Raw genomic sequence first — 21,351 nt, 5'->3', positions numbered from 1 at the left:
ATGACCCTTTTCACAGATACATTCCTGATCGCTCTGATCGCAGGCATCGCTGCCTCCGGCGTCCCACTCCTATTGGCGGGTCTCGGCGAACAATTGTCGGAGAAAGCTGGCGTTCTGAACGTCGGGATCGAGGGCATGATGCTCGGCGGGGCCTATCTCGGGTTCTATATCGCGTGGGCAACCGAGAGCACTGCGCTCGGCTTTGTAGGCGGCATTGGCGGCGGCATTCTGGTGGCATCACTGATGGCGCTCTTCTGTGTCCGCATGGGCCTCAACCAGATTGTTATCGGCATCGCGCTGACCCTCGGCGCGGAAGGGGCCACCGCGCTATTGCACCACGTCCAATTCAGCCGCCTTTACCCGCGCCTGCCGGATGTGAGCACGTGGCGCATCCCGTTTCTGGCGGACATTCCGATTGTCGGGCCTGCACTCTTCGATCGTGAACCCGTCGTCTATCTCGCCATCGCGCTCGTCCCGATCCTCGTCTACGTCTACCGCCGCACGCACCTCGGCCTTGCGCTGCAAGCCGCTGGTGACAAGCCCGCTGCTCTCGACTCTGCGGGGCAAAACGTCCTCGTCATCCGCACATTTGCAGTCCTGTCCTGCGGCGCATTGGTCGGCCTCGGCGGCGCATTCATGTCCATTGTCGGCGCAGGCGTCTTCGTGCCGTTCATGACCCACGGCAACGGTTTCATTGGCATCGTGCTTGCGATGCTCGCACGTGGCCGTCCGCTTTGGGTCTTGCTCGGAGCGGCCCTCTTCGGTGCCTGCCTCTCTGCGGCAACAGCGCTCCAAGTCGCAGGTGTCGATATCCCGACCGACGTCGTGCAGATGCTCCCCTTTGTCGCCGTGATGATCGTTCTGCTTCTGGCAGGTCGGAATGCCAAGCTGCCCGCCGCGCTCGGCGCCGCATATGTGCGGGGCGAGCGGTGATCTAAGCCAAGCCACATAGAAACAAAGCCAAAAGCCGCGCAGCAGCGCGGCTTTTTTGTTCGATTGCCTCGAATGCCGGAGCAGACGCACGCGACTTCATAAACCTTTGTGGACGCCTCCTTGCTGACGCCTCCCTAGCAGCATTGACCATTCAATTGAGGTAATCCCTGCGCTGGCGACGATGGAAAGACGCTACTGACGCTCACCATATCGATGCGAGTAACAAAAAACGGGGACCCGAAGGCCCCCGTCTCTCATTCGATTTGCCAATCGGCTTAGGCGTCTTGGTCTTTCACGAAGGTCTTGTCGACCTCGCCGCGGAAGAAGTCTTTGCCGTAGACCAGCGCACAGAGCACAACGCCCACACCAAAGGCCCAAGCCGCACCACGGGTCGCCAGAACTGCCGCAACGATACCGGCGATACCGAGGTCGCGTTGCGAGCGGGCTTCCATCACACCGATGCGGACAGACACGTAGCCTTGGATCAGCAGCGTCAGCGCCAGAGCGATCCCGAGGATCGGTTGAACGAGCGTCACGATCGGCATCAGCAGGAGGCCGGTGTTTGTGCCCCAGCGGAATGAGCCAGCACCACCAAAGATCGAGTCCATGGTCTTCTTGCCTTGAGTGAAACGCTCGACGATCACAACGTGCATGGCTGCCCAGAGCGGGCCACACATGGCGACGTCCGGACCGATGATCGACATCACCGAATTACGAGCACCAAAGATCATGTGCGCTCGGTCAGGGTTATAGTCGATCTTCTCGTCGGGACGCTCTTGATCGGCTTCTTCGAGGATCGCCTTGCTCTGCAGAACGTCACCGAAGAGAACGATGTAAGCAGCCAGAACCGTCGGCACAGCCGAGATGAACATGCTCAGCGGCGGTAGGCCGAGACCGAACACGGTGTATTCTTTCCAGAGCGTTGTGAAGTCCGGCTTGGAAATGCCCCACTCAATGGTCGGCCACGGAGCTTCGCCAAAGATCGGAGCCACGACAATAGCGAGAGCCACGATCGGGAAAATGCCGAGCTTGCCAACTGCGCCAAAGATCTTGTTGGTCGATTTCAGTTTCGCGAAATGGCGGGAGAAGATCACATAGAACGCAATGCCGACAGCGATAGAGATCGTGTAGGGGAAGCTGTCGAAACGACCGCCAACCTTAAACACGGAGATCACAGCCGCGATACCTGCGCCAATGATAACGCCGGATTTGATCGCTTGCGGGATCAATTGAACGACACGGTGAGCGAGCCCCGAAACCCCGATGAAGATCGAGAACAGCCCGAGCATCAACTGGAAGGCAATGAGCGCGTGAACACGTTCCGGCCCTTCCGGGAAAGCCGCACAGTAGGCCATCAAAAGCGGAATTGCCGGCGTAATCCAACCCGGAACGACCGGGTCACCGAGCAGGTGGTGCATCAGGTAAAGAACACCGTTCATCATGACAACAGCAAGAGCCACCTCAAAGGGCATCCCTAACAGTTCAACCATGAGCGGGATTGCGGCCAAGTCCACGGCACACATCAGAAGGCCCTGGAAATAGTCCGGCCATTCAAATCGGTAGTGCAGGAACGGCAGGCGGATCTTGAACGGGCCCGCCGGCCAATAGGGCGTTTCCTGCCCATCGACGCGTAGTTTTCTCACTGTGTATTTCTCCTCACTTTGCGCAGAAATACCCCTCCCTCAGGGGGCGTTTTATAGTTTGTGTCAGGGGGCTCACCTGCGGTGCGTTTTGCCCCCTGACATGAGGGTCAGAACGCTTCGCGATAGAGTGCGAGCGCATCTTCTTCTGTGACTTCGACCGGGTTGTTGATCAGAAGTCGGGTTTGCAGCATGGCATCCTTGGCGAGCGTCGGCAGGCTCTCTTCGGTCACCTTGCAATCACGCAGGCGACGCGGAGCACCGGAGCGATCCATCAGGTCTTCCATGAATTCGACGAATTTTGCGGAGCGTGCCTGAACGCCTTCGTCAGACGGGCCCATCACCACTTCAGCGAGTTCCGCGTAGAGCGGCGCGGCTTCACGCATGTTGTAGCGCAGGACCGGCCCGAGCATGAGCGCGTTCGTCAGACCGTGCGGCAGGTGGTAGTGCCCCCCGAGCGGATAGGCGAGAGCATGCACCGCAGCCACAGGGCTATTGGAGAACGCCTGCCCTGCGAGGTTCGCCCCCAAGAGCATCGCTTCACGCGCAGCGCGATCCTTGCCGTCCTCGCAAGCTTTCACGAGGTTTGCGGCCATGAGACGCAGGGCCTCTTTTGCGAACACGTCAGACAGCAGGTTTTTCTTGTGCTGGCTGGTGAAGGCCTCAATCGCGTGCACCATAGCGTCAATGCCCGTCGCAGCCGTCTGAACCGGCGGCAGGCCAATGGTCAGTTCTGCATCCAACAAAACGCGGTCGGCGTAGAGCTGGTGGGAAACGATCCCCATCTTGGTGGTTTCGCCGGTCGTAAGAATGGTGATGTTCGTCACCTCGGACCCTGTGCCAGCAGTCGTCGGAACCTGCACCAGCGGAGTGCGTTTGCCCTTCACGTTACCGATGCCATAGAGATCGGCGAGCGGCTGCTCCGACAGGAGCATCACGGCGACGAGTTTGGCGATATCCATAGAAGACCCGCCCCCGAGGCCCATCACGATATCTGCGCCAGCGGACTTTGCGCGTTCGACACAGGACATTAGAACTGCTTCGGGCGGATCGGCGACAACATCGTCAAACACTGTGACGGAGAACCCGTGTTCTTCGAGCGACGCAATCGCAGGAGCAAGCAAGCCGTTCTCATGCAGGAACTTGTCGGTCACGATCAGCAGGTTGCGTTCGGGAAACCAGCTTTCCAAAAGCTCGCCCATCCGTTTCGCGCCGCCCCATTCCACGAGCATGGAGCCAGGCGTGTCGAAGGAGAATGGTTTGATGCCATCAGTCATTGATCTTGTCCTTGAAAGTATAAAGGGCGCGGCCCGCTCGGTGTGAGGCAGGCCGCGCATGGGGAAGGGATTACAGAGCGCTGCAGACGTATTTGAGCTCGAGGTAGTCCTCGATGCCGTATTTGGAGCCTTCGCGCCCCAGACCGGACTGCTTCACGCCACCGAAAGGTGCCACTTCGTTGGAGATCAGGCCGGTGTTGTGACCGACCATGCCGTATTCGAGGCCCTCGGAGACACGCACCATCCGGCCGTGATCCTTAGTGTAGAAATATGCCGCCAGACCGAAGATCGTGTCGTTCGCCATAGCGATCGCTTCTTCTTCTGTGTCGAACGGGAAAAGCGGGGCCAGAGGTCCAAAGGTCTCCTCGGTCGCAACGACCATGTCCGGCGTGACGCCCGTCAGGATCGCAGGTTCGAGGAACAGACCGCCGAGACGTTTGCCGCCTTGCACGAGCGTCGCGCCTTTGGACACAGCGTCCGCGATATGGCTCTCGACTTTATCGAGCGCTTTCGCCTCGATCATCGGGCCAATGTCCGTGCCGTCCTCGGTGCCGTCCCCAACGGTGAGCGCACTGACTTTCTCCGCGAGCTTTTTCGCGAACTCATCATAGACGCCACGCTGCACGAGGATCCGGTTTGCACAGACGCAGGTTTGGCCCGCATTGCGGTATTTGGACGCCATGGCCCCCTCCACCGCCGCATCGAGGTCTGCGTCATCGAATACGATGAACGGCGCGTTGCCGCCGAGTTCGAGAGAGACTTTTTTGATGGTATCGGCACACTGAGCCATAAGAAGGCGGCCGACTTCGGTCGAGCCGGTAAAGGATAGCTTTCGAACGACGTCGCTGTCCGTGATCACCTTGCCGATTTTCGACGCCGGACCGGTGACGACTTGGAACACGCCTGCCGGAATGCCAGCACGTTGGGCCAATTCGCCCAGCGCCAAGGCAGTCAGAGGCGTGAGGTCTGCGGGACGTACGATCATCGAACAACCGGCGGCCAGCGCAGGCGCGGCCTTGCGGGTGATCATTGCGGCCGGAAAGTTCCACGGCGTGATTGCTGCGGTCACACCAATCGGCTGACGCAGCACGGTGATGCGTTGGTTGCGGGCGGGCGCAGGGATCGTGTCGCCGTAGACGCGCTTGGCTTCTTCTGCGAACCATTCGACGAAAGAGGCCGCGTAAGCGATCTCGCCTTTTGCTTCCTTGAGAGGCTTGCCCTGCTCCAGCGTCATGATGAGACCGAGGTCTTCGGTGTTTTCGATCATAAGCTCGAACCACTTGCGCAGGACGGCGGCGCGCTCTTTTGCAGCCCACGTCGCCCATTCAGCTTGAGCAATCTGAGAGGCCTCGATTACTGCCGGGATTTCATCAGGCGACATAAACGGCACGGTTCCGACGACAGAGCCATTTGCCGGGTTGGTGACGGCAATGGTTTCACCAGAAGCCGCCTGAATCCACTCGCCATTCACGAGGCAGGCGTCTTTCAGGAGGGTCGGATCTTTAAGCTCGGGCAATTGAGACCTCATATTCTTAACTTGTAAAATTGTTTCAAATATGGAACGATGTTTTCCATGTGGAACGTATGCCGATGTATACCGCTATGTCAATTGTTCAAAAATTGAGGTAGGATTGTGTGCCAAAGGAGTAATCATGACCGAACCGAGCAAGCGGCGCGCACCAGCAGCCGAACGCACCGTGTTGATCCTTGATCGCCTCGCCGCGAGCCCAACGCCGCTCGGGGTGTCGGAACTTGCGCGCGATATCGGCGCGCCTAAAAGCTCCGTCTATGGTATCTGCGAAACCCTCGTGGAGACCGGCGTCCTTCACGCGGAATCACGCGGTTATAGCCTGAGTGCGCATTGCTTGCGGTGGAGCGGCGCGTATCTGAACCGCTCGTCTCTCGTCTCGGAATTCCAACGGATTCTCGCCGCCGATTGCAGACTGGCGAATTACACCGTCACCCTCTCGACGCTCGAAGAGGACCAGGTCGTTTATCTCGCGTGTCGAAACTCCAACAAACCGCTTGGATTCACCTTCCAGATCGGGATGCGCCTGCCCGCTGCATATTCTGCGACAGGCAAAGCAATGCTTTCTCATGTGCCCGTTGAAGAGCGACACACGATTCTTTCGAACGGCTGGGATACCCCCTTCACAGAAAATAGCGTGTCCGATCTCAAAGCCTTCGACGCAGACGCCGAAAAATGGCGCGCGCAAGGCTACGCTGTAGACGATGGTGAAATTCGTGAGGGAATGGTGTGTCTTGGCGCGCCTGTTCTCGGCCCCGACGGCGCACCTATCGCAGGCATCGCCATCTCGATGACGAGCGCTGAGGCACGCCCGGACAAGCAAAAAGAGCTTGGCGAAATCACCCGAGAAATCGCTAACATGCTCGCGCGCCATTACACCGGATAGGGTTTTGAGGGGCCTATCGCCCCAGCAAATTCTGAATGGATAACAGAGAAAGAAGCGCGCTCGTCAGCCGCGCTTTGCTCGGCTGGATCATCATCTTAGACTTAAGGGGAGGTAGTGGCGGACCGAGGAGGATTCGAACCCCCGACCCCTTGATTCGTAGTCAAGTACTCTATCCAGCTGAGCTATCGGTCCACTGAGGGCGGGGAATACATAGTCTCTCTGGGGGGTGCAAGAGCGATTTTTCAGGAAAGTGAAAAAAACTTCATTTCGCCGAAAAATTAGACCTGGTGAGCTGCCACCATTTTTTCTGCTGCACTCCCCTGCCCCTCCTCAACGAGAGAGAACCCTTTCGGCAGATGAATCGCGAAGGCCGTGCCGGTCTCATCCGTTTGCTCAAGGACGAGACGCCCACCATGTCCGCGCACCAGTTCCGCCGCGATTGCCAATCCCAAACCGAAGCCACCTTTGCGTGCGCCACCTTGGAACGGCTGGAACAAATACTCCCGCGCCTTGGGCGGCAAGCCCGGTCCCGTATCAGTCACTGAGACCACCCACTCGTCTTCATCCTCGCGGGCGGCCACAGCGATTTCACCGCACGCGCCAGTCGCCATAATCGCCTGCCGCGCATTTCGCACCAGATTGGACAACACGCGATGCATCTGCTCCGGATCGGCACGCACGACCATCGTCGCGGGCACATCCTCAGCAAACGAGAGATCAAAGTCCCCGATCGCAAGACGCTCTGCGTCTATGACTTCACCGACGAGTTCAGCGAGCCGCACACCTGTCAGAGCGGGGGCAGGCTCTTCAGCCTTGCCAAATGCGAGTGTGGTTTCACAGAGGTTTACGGCCCGCTGAATGGAGTTCACGAGTTTCGGAGCGGATCGTGTCACCGCAGGATCCTGAGACATCTCCAGTCGGTCCGTAAAGAGCTGGGCCGTGGTCAAAATATTACGGAGATCATGAGACACCTTAGCGACAGCCCCACCTAGCTGCGCAAGACGCTCTTTCTGACGCAAGGCCGAGGTGATTTCCGTCTCCATAGACTTAAGTGCGACCTCCGCCTCTCGCAGCTCGGCCACTTTTGCAGAGGGCTCAATGATCCGACGCGTATCCTCGGGCGCGAGGGTATAAGACGTCATGGCACTCACGACGCGCTTGATCGGTCGGACGAGCAGCGCCCGCACGGCAATAAAGAGCAAGGACGCAGTAAAGAACGAAATCACCGCCGACAGCATGAGAATACGCAGGCCGTAGTCGAGCATTGCGGCGCGCAATGGGGCCGTCGGCAATGTTACTTCGATCAGTAGGCCAGCTTGTTTAACCGGATCGCCGATCACGCGGATGACACGCTCTTCAGGATCGAACAATGTGACCGTCGCATCGCGGATCAGTTCGAGCGCACTGGCATCGCGCAGGTCATAGGTGGCGTAAATCTGTTCGGGAATCGGCGATGAGAGAACCAGCTGACGAATCTCGTTCCGTCGAAGGACGACGTTGTAGACCCCCGCGTTGGCGAGCAACTCGTCCTCGAGATCCATGTCGAGGCTATCGTTCGCCAAGAGCGCCAAAGACGCGATCTGCGCCCGCTCCAATCGCGACAGGAGAAAATCCTCACGGAACCGCGCCACGGACGGCACAAAGATCATGACCTCCGCAGCCATCACGAAGATGACTGTGAGCATCAGGAACCGCCCTGTCAGTGTGTTGAGAAATTTCGGCAACCGGAAAACCTCTTTTGTCGCGCTATGGTACGAGCTTTTGTATCAAACGCACGATCCAATTCACCTTGCGATTTTCAAACAACCTAGGCGTAAAATAGGCACTGGCTGCCCGTTTGTTAAGTTCTGCAAGTGTCGGATAAGGCGCGACCATTCCGGCAATCTGACTCATTTTCAGTTTGGCGGATATGGCGAGGGACCAAAGCGCGATGAGTTCACCTGCGTCGGGGCCGACGATGGTGACGCCCACGGGTCGCCCCTTGAGCACCATCAACTTCAGAAATCCGTGACCAGCGCGGACCGTGGCGATGGCGCGATCATTACCGGAATAGTCGACACGGTAGACTTCCAATTTTTCCCCATAGAGGTCTTTGGCAGCGGCCTCGGTCAGACCGACCTGCGCAAGTTCCGGGTCGGTGTAAGTTGCGTGGGGAAGATGCGCTTCCTTGAGCTTTGCGGGCAGACCAAACAGAACCTGCCTCACGATGAGGCCCGCCTGATCCCCCGCGACATGGGTGAAACGTCGCTGTCCTGAACGCACATCTCCGAGCGCATAGATCGCGCGGTTGCTCGTTCGAAGGTTTGGCCCCGTCACGATGCCATCCGGATCGACCTCCACTCCTGCGGCGTCGAAGCCAAGCCCTTCGACATTGGCGCTACGCCCAGTGGCGATCAGCAAGTGAGAACCGGAAATACGTTCGCCGCTCTCCAGTGTCAGTTGGATGTTTTCACCGTCCAACGCCGCGCGAACTGGCCGTGCGCCCTCTCGCAAGTGGATGCCCTCTGAAGCAAGTGCCCCGCGCACGACACCAACCGCTTCGGCATCCTCCCGCCCGAGAATCGCATGTGGTGTCACGACGGTGACCTCGCCGCCAAACCGCCGGAACGCCTGAGCCATTTCCATGCCGATTGGTCCACCGCCGATGATCAACAGATGTTCCGGCAGGTCAGACAGAGACCAAATCGTCTCATTGGTGAGATAGGGCACATCCCCGAGACCATCGATATCCGGAATGCGAGGACGAGAGCCCGTCGCAACGATAAATCGGCGAGCGGAGACACTGACGTTTCCCGCAATCAAACTCCGAGGACCAGTAAAGCAAGCCTCGGCACGGATCACAGTGCAGCCGAGCCCTTCGAACCGTTCTTGGCTATCGTGCGGCGCAATTGTTTCGATCGAGGATCGCACATGGGCCATCCCTTCTTTAAACCTCTGGCCTGTGGCTGAGGCATGAAGCAGCGACTTCGAGGGAACACAGCCAAAGTTGAGGCAATCGCCGCCCATCTCACCCTTTTCAATGAGAACAACCTTTGCCCCCATTTGAACGGCCCCTGCTGCCACAGACAGCCCGCCGGAGCCAGCTCCGATCACACATAGATCCGTACTTATCTCTCTCATACGACCTCACACCTCATGTCGATGCCTTCCGACGCATTTTCCGAACCACAGGGATCAGCACCAGAATACACAGGGCCAAAATCGGCAAAAGGATGTGGGGCTCAAAGATCACGCTCAGGTCCGGCATCTCGCCGTTTTCGAACACAGAGCCAAGCCCCGCGCCCACGGAGGTATAGATCAGTGCGCCCGGCACAATGCCCAGCGCCGTCGAGACAACAAACCGGAACAGTGGAACCCCGAGCAACGCAGGCAACAGGTTCGCAACGAAAAAAGGAACGACAGGAAGGAGCCGGATCAGAAACAGCATCGACCACTGGTTTTCATCGAGCCCTTTCTTGATCCGATGCACGCGTCCCTCGGAGGCATCAATCTTTGACGACAGCCACTCCCCGAGCCCCCATCGCGCCGCCAGAAACAGCAGTGACGCCCCAAGCGTCGCAGCGAAGATGTTATAGAGCACACCGGGCAAGACGCCAAAAAGAAAGCCCCCTGTCAGCGTCGCCACAGTCGCCCCCGGCAACGACAGAGAAACGATCACCGTATAGCAGAGAACAAAAACAAGCACCGAAAGCACACGATGCGAATCTGTATAGTCGATGAGCATCGCGCGATTTTCGGCCAGCGCATCAAAGCTCAGGTGATCACGGAGCGCCACGGCCAGCGCCAGACCGACCGCGAAGAGCGCAAGCGGCAACCAGAGATGCTGTTTAGATCGCGCGCGCGCCACGGGGGATGTCCTGTCTTACGGGTTGTCGTCCTTGATATTCATTGCAAAGATGCGCCATCGGTTCGCACCGCGCCAGCGCATTACAGGCATCTCACGTCCGAGTGATGGAATGTCAGGATAATCCGGCAAAGAGGCGGAATTTGTTTCAACAAACCGCCCGCAGAGAATTGACAAGACGCCAAGAGCCTCCTATTGGCAGGGCTTCGAACGATTACTCGCCTTCGAATCCCTTTGTCGTGCCAGACGGTGTGGGGATTTGGGCCCCAACGCAACCGATGGAGATAGCGCGATGAAACGCACCTATCAACCGAGCAACCTCGTCCGCAAGCGTCGTCACGGCTTCCGTGCACGTATGGCAACCAAAGCGGGCCGCAAGGTTCTGAACGCTCGCCGCGCCCGCGGCCGCAAATCCCTCTCCGCGTAATTTACGCCTCAGGGATTGCCTGAAAAGGCATAAAGCTGATGACACCGCCGGACGCACCCGAGGACAAGGCACACGCCGACGCCGAAGGGTCGCAGTCGGCGGTTTTGTCATGCGCGGATGAAAAGATGACGATTGAGACCCTCGCCAAACGCGCCGACTTTCTCAGAGCCGCCCGCGCACGACGTCAGGGAACGGGCAGCTTTCTCCTACAGGGTCGGAAACGGGCCGAGACGGAAGACGCGACCGGCATTAGGGTCGGATACACCTGCTCCAAAAAGGTCGGCAACGCCGTCGCACGCAACCATGCGAAGCGCCGCCTTCGCGAAGCTGCGCGCCTTGTCATTCCGGATCTCGGAAAAGACGGATGGGACTATGTGCTCATCGGCAAAAAAACCGATACGAGCGGACGCCCCTTTGACCTTCTCCTCAAGGACCTCCGTTACGCATTGAGAAAAGTGCATGGCGAAAATCGGGGACCGCGCGCATGACCCCCCTCGCGTGCATCGCCTCCCTGCCCGTCCGCGCCTACCGCCGCATTTTTTCGCCCTTCGTTGGGCACAATTGTCGCTATCAGCCGACCTGCTCTGCGTATGCATTAGAGGCGCTGGAAAAACACGGTGGGGTCAAAGGGACCTGGCTGACCATTCGGCGGATCGGACGATGTCACCCGCTCGGTGGCATGGGGTATGATCCGGTTCCCGACGTGAAAGACAAATCTTCCGAGGACACACCTGATGCTTGACGATCTCGACGATATCCATCCGCTGTTCCACGGCGCGCCCTCCACCACGGAGTTCAAAAAGCTGCGCAAGCGGATCATCCGCAATGTTCGTGAGGCCATCGAGCAATACGGCATGGTCGAACGCGGCGCGAAGTGGCTTGTGTGTCTCTCCGGCGGCAAGGACAGCTATACGATGCTGGCTGCGCTCTATGAGTTGAAATGGCGCGGCATGTTGCCGGTCGAACTGGTCGCCTGCAATCTCGATCAGGGCCAGCCGGGCTTTCCCGCCACGGTGCTCCCCGAGTTTCTCGAAAAGATGCAAGTGCCCCACCGGATCGAGTATCAGGACACTTATTCCATCGTCATGGACAAAGTCCCGCAAGGTCGGACCTTCTGCGCGCTGTGTTCTCGCCTGCGTCGCGGGAACCTCTACCGGATTGCCCGTGAGGAAGGCTGCACAGCCGTCGTTCTCGGCCACCATCGCGATGACATCCTCGAGACGTTTTTTATGAACCTCTTCCACGGCGGACGCCTCGCGACGATGCCGCCGAAACTTGTGAATGAGGAAGGCGATCTTTTTGTCTACCGCCCCCTCGCGCATGTCGCCGAGGAGGATTGCGAGAAATTCGCGCGGGCGATGAACTATCCCATCATTCCCTGCGATCTCTGTGGTTCTCAGGACGGGTTGCAACGCCAGCAGGTCAAACAGATCCTCGACGGCTGGGAGAAGAATAGCCCCGGTCGCCGTCAGGTGATGTTCAAGGCGCTCACCAACATCCGCCCGTCCCACATGCTCGACCCGAAACTCCACGATTTTCTCGGTCTCGCACTGTCCGGAGCGCCGCTGGAGGCCTCTGATAGCGACAATTCAACGGAAATTCCGAAGCTGCGTTAACTGCGCGGCTACATTTATGCCCCAAAGTCCGACGCAAACGGTCCTCTGGACCTTTGACGTCGGAGGAAACCGTGGCCAAGAATGCTTTGGGAACGCTTTGGGCAGCGCGTAGAGAGCAAACGCAGAGCATTGGTATTGCACTCATCCCTTTGGCTGGCCTCGTGGCATTTTTGCTTGGCGGCGAGCTCGCGCTCATCGCTTTCACCATTGGATTTCCATTAGCGCACCAGGCTTTCCTTTCGTTGAACGCAAAGGCACTCCCTCGCCCCTCGCATTTGCCCGAGCCGCTCACCGGATTGCCAAAGCGCACTGAGGCACTCGAACACCTTGATGCTCTCTTCGTGGAGGGGGCAGACTTCGACCAAAAAACGATCTGCCTTGCAGTCGAAGTCGACGAGTTTCACGCGCTTGCGACACAGTTTAGCGCGGCGGCGACGCAGCAACTTTTGCTAAATTTCAGCGCACGACTGCAGTCGGCCCTGAGAGAGGACGACTTTGTCGCTTGCCTGGACGTCGCTCGGTTTGCGGTCATTCTCACCACCAAACGACTGACCGATCTCGAAAAGTCGATCCAAATCGCCGCACGTCTTCAGGCCGCCCTATCGGAACCTTTTTTTGTTTCCGGAACAAAAATTTACGCAACGTGCTCCATTGGCTTTTGCCAACCATCGCATCTCGGCACGCGAACGGGAAAAGCACTTCTGGGAGCCCTCGAATGCGCTTTGGGAGAAGCCCTAGTCAACGGGCCGGGCGCAATCAGAGCCTACAGTCCCGCTATGCCTCATCGGCTTTCACAGGAAACCGACCTTGCCATAGAACTGGAAGCCGCACTCGAAAACGGCCAGATCGTTCCCTGGTTCCAGCCGCAGCTTTGCACTGATACAGGACGCGTGTCCGGCATGGAGGCGCTCGCACGCTGGGAGCATCCGGATAATGGCCTCATTTCGGCGGATGCCTTTGTCTCTCTCATTTGGGAGCACGGCCTGACCGACCGGTTTAACGAGGTCATTCTCTATCAGTCGCTTCGTGCGCTGCAGCAATGGACAAAGGCCGGCTTTCACGTTCCAACGGTTGCCGTGAACTTTTCCGCCTCTGATTTGGCAAACCCCAAGATCGTCGACAAAGTGAAATGGGAACTCGACCGGTTTGAAATCGAGCCGGGACGCCTCGCTGTCGAAATTCTCGAAAACGTCCTTACGTCCTCCGACAACCACACAATTAGTCGCAACATCAGCGCCTTACATGATCTCGGTTGCCGAATTGATTTGGATGATTTCGGAACAGGTCACGCATCGCTTGCGAGCATTCGACGGTTCAGCGTCAACCGGATCAAGATCGACCGATCATTTGTGTCGCGATGTGATCTCGATCGCGAACAACAAAACATGCTCGCAGCAATTCTGACGATGGCGGAGCATCTTAACGTCGAAACGCTTGCCGAGGGTATTGAGAGCATTGGAGAGCACGCCATGCTCGCACAACTCGGATGCAATCACGTTCAAGGTTTCTCCATCTCGCGTCCGTTGCCGAGCCACAAATGCATAGACTGGATGGAGACGCACCGGCGCAAACAAGCGCAGACACCACAGATCGGAAAGCGCGCAGGTTGAGCCTTTTCCCGCATTTTACGGTGAAATCCGCCAAAACTGCTTGACCTCAGCCCCTCTGGACGGTTGAACCACCGAGACAAAGTTTATCCTAAATCGGGCGGCCTCCATGGACGATCAAAACAAGAACCTGATTCTTGCGGTAGTGCTGAGCGGCATCGTGTTGCTTGCGTGGACCTATTTCTTTCCGGCACCAGAGCCGGTAACGGACCCTAATGCAGTCGTTGTGACGGAATCGGCAACTGGCGGCAGCGTCGCAGTGACGCCACCGTCAGACACGGCGACCTTCGGCGCGACTGGCGAAACGGCTGAGCAGGTCGAAGACGCGCCACGCATTGAGATCGACACGCCGCGCGTTATCGGCTCCATCTCTCTTACTGGCGGCCGCATCGACGACCTCTCGCTCAAAGACTACAAAGTCGAGCTCGACGGCGACGAAATCGTTACCCTGCTCTCACCGGTTGGCACAGATGCGCCCTACTACGCGACCTATGGCTGGGCTCCGGGCGGCGCTCTGAACATTGAGGATGTGCCCGGCGCAAACACGCTTTGGACCGCTCCTGCAGGCGCGCGCCTTACGGTCGATAGCCCGGTCACACTGACATGGGACAATGGCAAGGGCCTTGTATTCGAGCGCGAGATTTCGATCGACGCGGATTACCTCTTTACGATCACGCAATCCGTGAACAACACTTCGGCAGACACGGCGCGTCTCTTTGCCTACGGCGTGGTTGCACGTCACGGCACGCCTGAAGTGTCGAAGTACTTCGTTCTCCATGAAGGTCTGGTGCGCCTTTCCGACAAGGAATTGAACGAAGAGAAATACAAAGATATTGCTGACTTCGACTTCAGCGATCGCGAAGCGGGCCGCGCGTCCATCATTCAGGTCGAAGAAAACGGCTGGACCGGTTTCACCGACAAGAACTGGATGACTACGCTCGTCCCAGCTCCGGGTCAAAGCTTTACCTCTGTTGCAAAATACGTCGGCAATTCGGACATTTACCAAGTCGAAACCCGCATGCCGACCGTCGAGGTTGCTCCGGGCTCGTCAACGGAAACGACGTCTTACCTCTTTGCCGGTGCAAAAGAATGGGAAACCATCAAGCACTACGAGGAAGACAACGGCGTCTACCGCTTCGTCGACTCGATTGACTGGGGTTGGTTCTGGTACTTCACGAAGCCGATTTTCCGCATTCTGCATGCTCTGAATGGCCTGATTGGCAACATGGGCTGGTCGATCATCGTGCTGACGCTGATCATCAAAGGCATCATGTTCCCGCTCGCCTACAAATCCTACGTCTCCATGGCGCGGATGAAAGAGCTGCAGCCGGAAATGGAGAAGCTCAAAGAAGCTGCTGGTGATGACCGCGAAAAGCTTCAGCGCGGCATGATGGAACTCTACAAAAAGAACAAGGTGAACCCGGCCTCCGGTTGTTTGCCGCTTCTTCTGCAGATCCCGGTGTTCTTCTCGCTCTACAAAGTGATCTTTGTGACCATCGAACTGCGTCACGCACCGTGGATCGGTTGGATTCGCGACTTGTCCGCACCTGATCCGAGCTCGATCCTCAACCTGTTCGGCCTGCTGCCGTTTGCAGCACCGGACGCCACCTCCTTCCTCGCGATCATCAGCCTTGGCGTCCTGCCGATCCTGCTCGGGATTTCGATGTGGCTGCAGCAAAAACTGAACCCGGCTCCAACCGATCCGTCTCAGGCCATGATCATGGCATGGATGCCGTGGGTGTTCATGTTCATGCTCGGCAACTTTGCATCCGGCCTTGTGCTCTACTGGATTGCGAACAACACGATCACATTTACGCAGCAGTATCTGATCATGCGGAGCCACGGACACAAACCCGATGTCTTCGGCAACATCCTCCGCTCTCTGCGGTTGAAAAAGAAGGACGCCTGACCAGGCGGAAACGCGAATGGAATTACAATTCCCCATCGCTGAACCAGATGAAGCGGCCCTCGAGAAGGGCCGCTTGCTGTTTGCAGGCGAGACTGACTTTCTCAAAGGCGTCGTCGCAATGGACGGCATGCCACCAGACGACCGACTGGAGATCTGCTTCGCAGGGCGCTCGAACGTTGGCAAATCGACCCTGATCAATGCATTGACGGGTCGCAAGGCACTCGCGCGGGCCTCCAACACCCCCGGCCGGACGCAAGAGATCAACTTCTTCACCTGTGCAGACAGCCATTATGTCGTCGATTTGCCAGGCTACGGCTTTGCAAAAGCGCCTGTCAAAACCGTTGAAAAGTGGCAGCGCCTTCTTAAGGCCTATCTGTCTGGTCGCGCGACCCTGCGCCGCGCTTTCGTCCTGATCGATAGCCGACACGGCATTAAGGACGTTGATGAAGAGATCATGACACTCCTCGACAAGTCTGCCGTGACCTTTCAGATCGTGATGACGAAGGCTGACAAGGTCAAAGAAAACGAACGTGAAAAGGTGATCGCACAGGTGAGGAGCAAGGTCTCAAAACACCCCGCCGCCTACCCCGAGATGATTGTGACGTCCTCGGAAAAAGGCTGGGGCATTGACGTTTTGCGCGCCGTGATCGCAACGCTCGTCTGAGGCGCTTGGCCTACGCCGTCGAACGCGGTATTGAGAGCCAAACCCATCTGGAATCCGATAGACATGAAGAAGCAAGACATGAACAGAGACTGGATCGCAACTGCCCGCACTCTTTCCGAGGCGCTGCCATACCTGCAGCGATACGAAGGCGCGACGGTCGTGATCAAACTGGGCGGTCATGCCATGGGATCGGACGAAGCGATGGACAGCTTCGCGCGCGACGTCGTGCTCATGCAGCAGGTTGGTGTCAAACCGGTCATCGTTCATGGCGGCGGCCCGATGATCAACAAGATGCTCGACCAACTTGGGATCGAAAGCACCTTCGTGAACGGCAAACGCGTCACCGACAAAGCAACCGTTGAAGTCGTTGAGATGGTGCTCTCCGGCCTCGTAAACAAGCGCATCGTGCAAGCGATCAATGGTCAGGGCGGCCGCGCGGTCGGGATTTCCGGCAAGGACGCGAACCTGATGGTCTGTGAGCAAACGAACCCTGATCTGGGCTTCGTCGGCACGCCTGTCTCCATGAACCCCGGCATCATTCGCGAACTCGGCGACGAGAACCTCATTCCCGTGATCGCGCCGGTCGGCGCCGGTCGCAATGGCGAGACCTTCAACGTGAACGGCGATACCGCCGCGGGTGCCATCGCGGGTGCACTTCATGCCGATCGCCTTTTGCTTCTGACGGATGTCTCTGGCGTTAAAGGCGCGGACGGCGCGGTGCTCACCTCGCTGAACTCGCAGCAGATCAAAGATTTGACCGAGGAAGGCGTGATTGCGGGCGGAATGATCCCGAAGACGCAAACAGCCCTCGACGCCCTCAAAGACGGCGTTCGGGCCGTTGTGATCCTTGACGGTCGCGCGCCGAATGCATGTTTGCTGGAACTCTACACAGAGCACGGTGCAGGCTCTCTGATCCGCGACACGCAGCCGCGCATTCGCCCCTCGAAAGGCTAAGCTGACCTGTAGTTGGCGCTTGAAACAGGATGGCACGCGGCATTAGCATCACGCTATGACACTCCGCCTCATTCTCATGCGCCACGCCAAATCCAGCTGGGATGATCCATTGCAGGACGATATTGACCGGCCTCTGAACGAGCGCGGTCATCGGAATGCTCTGATGATGGGGCATTGGCTGGAGCAGAACGGATATGTTCCGGATCAGGCGCTGGTCTCCGCCGCGGCACGTACCCGAGAAACGTTTGAGCGCGTTCAGGTGGGCCTCCGGAAAAAGCCGGAAGCACGGATTTTGGACGAGCTATACCTCGCCTCAGATCTCGCCATCCTTCGCACCCTTCAGCGCGCGACCGGCCAAACGGTTTTGGTGGTTGGCCACAATCCAGGGATCGCCGAATTTGCGTCCCGATTTGCCGCCAGAGGCCATGCAAGGCCAAAATTCGATCATTATCCGACATGCGCCACAACGGTCTTCAATCTCGGGAGCACAGATTGGTCCGAGGCGAAATATGGCGAGAACCCGGTGATCGACTTTGCCGTCCCGCGCGAGATCGAAGCGGCGGGATCGGTCGTCTTTCGGCATCATCCAGAACCGACCAAATGAAAAAGGGCGCCCAACTGGGCGCCCCTTCTGATTTCGGTTTCCGTCGGCTTAATGGCCGAGGATCTGGCTCAGGAAGAGCTTCGTCCGTTCCGACTTCGGGTTGTTGAAGAATTCTTCCGGCTCGTTCTGCTCGACGATCTGACCTTGGTCCATAAAGATCACGCGGTTCGCAACCTGACGGGCAAAGCCCATCTCGTGCGTCACGCAGAGCATCGTCATTCCCTCTTCCGCGAGCTCGATCATGGTGTCGAGCACCTCTTTGATCATCTCTGGGTCGAGTGCCGAGGTCGGTTCGTCGAAGAGCATGATGCGCGGCTTCATGCAAAGCGAGCGGGCGATTGCCACACGCTGCTGCTGACCACCAGAGAGCATGCCCGGATACTTATGCGCCTGATCCGGGATCTTCACCTTCTCGAGGAAGTGCATCGCAATTTCCTCGGCCTCTTTTTTCGGGGTCTTACGAACCCACATCGGCGCGAGGGTGCAGTTCTCCAGAATGGTAAGGTGCGGGAAGAGGTTGAAGTGCTGGAAGCACATGCCAACTTCGGAGCGGATCTTGTCGATGTTTTTCAGATCCGACGTCAGTTCGGTCCCATCGACGATGATCTTGCCCTGCTGGTGCTCTTCGAGACGGTTGATGCAGCGGATCATGGTCGATTTACCGGAGCCGGACGGCCCCGCAATCACGATCCGCTCGCCACGGTTCACGGTCAGGTTGATGTCACGGAGAACGTGAAACTCTCCGTACCATTTGTTCATGTTCGTGATCTGAATGGCCACCTCATCGGAGACGGTCATGTTGGAACGATCGATTGCACGTTCGACAGCTTGAGACATCTGGTCGTCTCCTTTCTTAACGATGATCGGTGCGGAGCTTGCGCTCCAGCCACTGAGAATAGCGGGACATTGCGAAACAGCAGATCCAGAAGACCAAGCCGATGAAGATGAACAGCTCCCAATACACGCCGTTCCAAGCCGCGTTGGCGCGGATGGCGTTCGAGAGGCCCAGCATGTCGTAAATGCCGATGAACATCACGAGCGTGGTATCTTTGAACAGACCGATGAAGGTGTTCACGATGCCCGGGATAGAGATCTTCAAGGCCTGCGGCATGATGATAAGGCGCTGTGCCTTCCAGTAATCGAGACCAAGCGCATCGGCCGCCTCATACTGACCTTTCGGGAGAGCGGCGAGACCGCCCCGGATCACCTCGGCCATGTAGGCGGAGGAGAAGAAGGTCACCATGATGATCACGCGCAGTGTCAGGTCGAACGTCGTGCCGGGAGGCAGGAAGTAGTTCAAGAGAAGCGATGCGGTGAACAGCAGAGTGATCAGCGGCACGCCACGGATAAATTCGATGAACCCAACGCAGATGGTTTTCACGATGAACAAGTCCGACTTGCGACCAAGCGCAAGAACGATCCCGAGAGGAAGCGAAAACGCGATACCGGAGATACCGATGATCACACAGATCATGAACCCGCCGAGTTCACGGCTCTCGACCTCTTGAAGGTGCCCAACCGGAAGCGCGGAATCCAAACCACCGACGATGATTGGTCCAATGACGAGCCACCAAAGGAAAGCGACAATCACAGCCGAGATTGCGGAAACCGCCATCGAGTCGAGCGCATCAGTCAGTTTAAACGCGAGACCAGCGAGCGCGAAGCCCACCGCGACGGAAAGCGGTCCCCAAATCGTTCCGCCCCAGACGAGCCAAACGAGGATAAAGGGGAATGCAATGGTGAGCCATAGCAGTTTCCTCGGTACGGCATCAAACAGCACAGGAGCCAAAGCAACAAGCATCAGGACAAACGCGAGGTTTGCGCGCCAGTATTCGGTGTCCGGATAGAACCCATAGATCAGCTGGTTCCAGCGCTCGGTGATGACCGCCCAACAGGCGTAATGCGTATTGCCAAAGCGTTCATTCAGGATAGCGCGACATTCTTCGAGAGAGGTCGCATCCCAGACACCGCCAAAGAGCCACGGGAGGGAGCCGGCGAGTACCTTGTAGATCACAAAGATCGAGATCAGCGTCAGGATGGAGTTGAACCAGCCGTTGAACAGGTTCTCACGGATCCACCGTGACGCGCCCACTTGGGATCGCGGCGCCGGTTGTTGATCGAGCATCTCCTTGCGAACATAGGAGAGAGAGTTGGTCGTATCGCTCATCTCACCGCTCCTTCAGCTTAACAGATTTGTTGTAGACGTTCATGCCCGTGGAGATCAGCAAACTCACAACGAGATAAATCGCCATCATGAGCAACATGCTCTCAAGCTCACGCCCTGTCGTGTTGAGCGTGGTGCCCCCCAAGGTCGAGCGAAGGTCCATGTACCCCACGGCCAGAGCCAGAGAAGAGTTCTTCGTGAGGTTCAGATACTGAGAGATCAGCGGCGGGATGATGACGCGCATCGCCTGCGGCAAAATCACGAGGTTCATCGTGCGGGACGGACGTAGACCGAGTGCGAAGGCTGCTTCTGTCTGGCCTCGTGAAATCGCGAGAATACCCGAGCGAACGATCTCGGCGATGAACGCCCCTGTATAGAAGGACAGCGCGAGCCACAGCGCCAACATCGAGTTCCGCATGTGGAGACCTCCGCCGAAGTTGAAGCCCTTCAATTCCGGCATGGACAAGCCGATCGGGCGTCCGAGCAGGAAAAAGACGATCAACGACGGCACGAAGAAGATGGCAAGCTTGATCCAGAAGGTCGGGAGCATCTGACCCGTCGACTCAAAACGCCGCATCGCATACTTCCCGAACGCCCAGATCGCGAGGATAGAAAGCAGGAAGGTAATCACGACAAAGGCAGAGCCGCTGCCCCAGACCGGCGCGGGAATATATGTCCCGCGGTTGGTAACGGCGATACTGTCAAACAGCCACATGCTCGCCTCGGGGTTCTCTCCGCGGAAAGCGCGCGGGGTCGGCAGCGCTTCGGACAGAACAGCCATGAATGCGAGGATCCAGAGAAGCACCGGAATGTTCCGGAAGCTTTCGACATAGAACGTCATGATCCGGGCGGTCAGCCAGTTCTTGGACAGGCGAAGCACGCCGGCGATCACACCAATAATCGTCGCCAGGATACAGCCCAGGATGGCAACAAGCAGCGTATTCAGCAGGCCGACGATCGTCGCCCGCAGGTGCGTGCTATCCGAGCTATATGGAATAAGTTGTTGGTTGATATCGTAAGCCGCTCGATTGAACAGGAAGCCGAAATCGATGTCCTTGCCCAAATTCGAGAGGTTGATGATCGTGTTACGCACAAGGAAGGCTGCAATCGCCATGAATGCGATTAACGCGATCACCTGAATCGTTATAGAGCGATAACGCGTGTCGTAGATCAGCTGACTGAGCCGGAACCCGTCTTGCTGCGGATCTGGTGCTGTCGTCATGAGTGACGGTCCCCTATTTCCCCAGTTTATACCCCGCCAACGCCCAGAGCTGTCCGTGCGTTGAATTGTCTTTGTT

The 21,351-nt window shown here is 57.7% G+C and carries 20 protein-coding genes, 1 tRNA gene and 1 pseudogene; 12 read left to right on the top strand and 10 right to left on the bottom strand.

Features of this window, described 5'->3' with window-relative positions; translation table 11 throughout:
- Positions 1-933, top strand: a complete 933-nt coding sequence (locus LA304_RS03120; RefSeq protein WP_224501659.1) for a putative B6 ABC transporter permease subunit 1 — start codon at positions 1-3, stop codon at positions 931-933.
- A 275-nt stretch (positions 934-1,208) separates the two neighbouring features.
- Here LA304_RS03120 and LA304_RS03115 read toward each other — a convergent pair whose 3' ends face one another.
- From LA304_RS03115 to LA304_RS03105, 3 genes are all read right to left on the bottom strand, one after another.
- Positions 1,209-2,576: a hypothetical protein gene (locus tag LA304_RS03115; RefSeq protein ID WP_224501658.1), complete on the bottom strand. Its 1,368-nt coding sequence runs from the start codon at positions 2,574-2,576 to the stop codon at positions 1,209-1,211.
- A gap of 107 nt (positions 2,577-2,683) precedes the next feature.
- On the bottom strand, positions 2,684-3,850 hold the full coding sequence (locus LA304_RS03110; RefSeq protein WP_224501657.1) for an iron-containing alcohol dehydrogenase: 1,167 nt from the start codon (positions 3,848-3,850) through the stop codon (positions 2,684-2,686).
- A gap of 70 nt (positions 3,851-3,920) precedes the next feature.
- On the bottom strand, positions 3,921-5,378 hold the full coding sequence (locus LA304_RS03105; protein WP_224501656.1) for an NAD-dependent succinate-semialdehyde dehydrogenase: 1,458 nt from the start codon (positions 5,376-5,378) through the stop codon (positions 3,921-3,923).
- Positions 5,379-5,502: 124 nt separating this feature from the next.
- Here LA304_RS03105 and LA304_RS03100 point away from each other — a divergent pair, with 124 nt between their 5' ends.
- On the top strand, positions 5,503-6,264 hold the full coding sequence (locus LA304_RS03100) for an IclR family transcriptional regulator (protein ID WP_224501655.1): 762 nt from the start codon (positions 5,503-5,505) through the stop codon (positions 6,262-6,264).
- 115 nt (positions 6,265-6,379) lie between these two features.
- On the opposite strand, the gene LA304_RS03095 is transcribed toward LA304_RS03100, so the two are convergent.
- The 4 genes from LA304_RS03095 to LA304_RS03080 all read right to left on the bottom strand — a co-directional run bounded on the left by LA304_RS03095 (position 6,380) and on the right by LA304_RS03080 (position 10,111).
- Positions 6,380-6,456 (bottom strand) — tRNA-Arg (locus tag LA304_RS03095).
- A gap of 86 nt (positions 6,457-6,542) precedes the next feature.
- Entirely contained in the window at positions 6,543-7,949 is a 1,407-nt protein-coding gene (locus LA304_RS03090) for a sensor histidine kinase (RefSeq protein ID WP_224501654.1), read from the bottom strand.
- Positions 7,950-8,010: 61 nt separating this feature from the next.
- Positions 8,011-9,384 carry a dihydrolipoyl dehydrogenase family protein gene (locus LA304_RS03085; RefSeq protein WP_224501653.1) on the bottom strand — a complete coding sequence of 458 codons (1,374 nt, stop codon included), beginning with the start codon at positions 9,382-9,384 and terminating at the stop codon, positions 8,011-8,013.
- 13 nt (positions 9,385-9,397) lie between these two features.
- A complete protein-coding gene (locus LA304_RS03080) occupies positions 9,398-10,111 on the bottom strand; it encodes a TVP38/TMEM64 family protein (RefSeq protein WP_224501652.1) in 714 nt (237 codons plus the stop codon).
- A 289-nt stretch (positions 10,112-10,400) separates the two neighbouring features.
- On the opposite strand from LA304_RS03080, the gene rpmH reads away from it, so the two are divergent.
- The 10 genes and pseudogenes from rpmH (at position 10,401) to LA304_RS03030 (ending at position 17,889) form a co-directional block, all read left to right on the top strand.
- Positions 10,401-10,535, top strand: a complete 135-nt coding sequence (gene rpmH / locus LA304_RS03075) for a 50S ribosomal protein L34 (protein WP_043868490.1) — start codon at positions 10,401-10,403, stop codon at positions 10,533-10,535.
- 38 nt (positions 10,536-10,573) lie between these two features.
- Positions 10,574-11,023 carry a ribonuclease P protein component gene (gene rnpA, locus LA304_RS03070; protein ID WP_224501651.1) on the top strand — a complete coding sequence of 150 codons (450 nt, stop codon included), beginning with the start codon at positions 10,574-10,576 and terminating at the stop codon, positions 11,021-11,023.
- Positions 11,020-11,277 carry a membrane protein insertion efficiency factor YidD gene (gene yidD, locus LA304_RS03065; protein ID WP_224501650.1) on the top strand — a complete coding sequence of 86 codons (258 nt, stop codon included), beginning with the start codon at positions 11,020-11,022 and terminating at the stop codon, positions 11,275-11,277. The genes rnpA and yidD overlap by 4 nt, the downstream gene beginning before the upstream one ends.
- Positions 11,270-12,151, top strand: coding sequence for a tRNA 2-thiocytidine(32) synthetase TtcA (ttcA, locus tag LA304_RS03060; RefSeq protein ID WP_224501649.1), 882 nt, complete (start codon positions 11,270-11,272; stop codon positions 12,149-12,151). The genes yidD and ttcA overlap by 8 nt, the downstream gene beginning before the upstream one ends.
- A gap of 71 nt (positions 12,152-12,222) precedes the next feature.
- Positions 12,223-12,873: pseudogene (locus LA304_RS03055) on the top strand (diguanylate cyclase domain-containing protein); the annotation flags it as partial.
- A gap of 54 nt (positions 12,874-12,927) precedes the next feature.
- Entirely contained in the window at positions 12,928-13,761 is an 834-nt protein-coding gene (locus LA304_RS03050) for an EAL domain-containing protein (RefSeq protein WP_224502470.1), read from the top strand.
- A gap of 106 nt (positions 13,762-13,867) precedes the next feature.
- Entirely contained in the window at positions 13,868-15,667 is a 1,800-nt protein-coding gene (yidC, locus tag LA304_RS03045; RefSeq protein WP_224501648.1) for a membrane protein insertase YidC, read from the top strand.
- Between the two features lie 16 nt (positions 15,668-15,683).
- A complete protein-coding gene (yihA, locus tag LA304_RS03040; RefSeq protein WP_224501647.1) occupies positions 15,684-16,331 on the top strand; it encodes a ribosome biogenesis GTP-binding protein YihA/YsxC in 648 nt (215 codons plus the stop codon).
- A gap of 63 nt (positions 16,332-16,394) precedes the next feature.
- Positions 16,395-17,285: an acetylglutamate kinase gene (gene argB, locus LA304_RS03035; RefSeq protein ID WP_224501646.1), complete on the top strand. Its 891-nt coding sequence runs from the start codon at positions 16,395-16,397 to the stop codon at positions 17,283-17,285.
- Positions 17,286-17,340: 55 nt separating this feature from the next.
- Entirely contained in the window at positions 17,341-17,889 is a 549-nt protein-coding gene (locus LA304_RS03030) for a SixA phosphatase family protein (protein ID WP_224501645.1), read from the top strand.
- Positions 17,890-17,937: 48 nt separating this feature from the next.
- On the opposite strand, the gene LA304_RS03025 is transcribed toward LA304_RS03030, so the two are convergent.
- Genes LA304_RS03025 through LA304_RS03015 form a run of 3 tightly spaced genes read right to left on the bottom strand, consistent with a single transcriptional unit; the run spans position 17,938 to position 21,275 of the window.
- Positions 17,938-18,726: an amino acid ABC transporter ATP-binding protein gene (locus LA304_RS03025; RefSeq protein WP_318010675.1), complete on the bottom strand. Its 789-nt coding sequence runs from the start codon at positions 18,724-18,726 to the stop codon at positions 17,938-17,940.
- A gap of 16 nt (positions 18,727-18,742) precedes the next feature.
- The gene (locus LA304_RS03020; protein WP_224501644.1) at positions 18,743-20,056 is read right to left on the bottom strand and encodes an amino acid ABC transporter permease; all 1,314 of its coding nucleotides are present in this window, start codon (positions 20,054-20,056) and stop codon (positions 18,743-18,745) included.
- Between the two features lies 1 nt (position 20,057).
- Positions 20,058-21,275, bottom strand: coding sequence for an amino acid ABC transporter permease (locus LA304_RS03015; RefSeq protein ID WP_224501643.1), 1,218 nt, complete (start codon positions 21,273-21,275; stop codon positions 20,058-20,060).
- Positions 21,276-21,351: the final 76 nt, after the last annotated feature.

It is taken from the genome of Celeribacter litoreus (assembly GCF_020165855.1).
Taxonomy (GTDB): Bacteria; Pseudomonadota; Alphaproteobacteria; order Rhodobacterales; family Rhodobacteraceae; genus Celeribacter; species Celeribacter litoreus.
The sequence above is the reverse complement of the archived record's forward strand: the minus strand, read 5'-3'. Positions and strand labels throughout refer to the sequence as shown.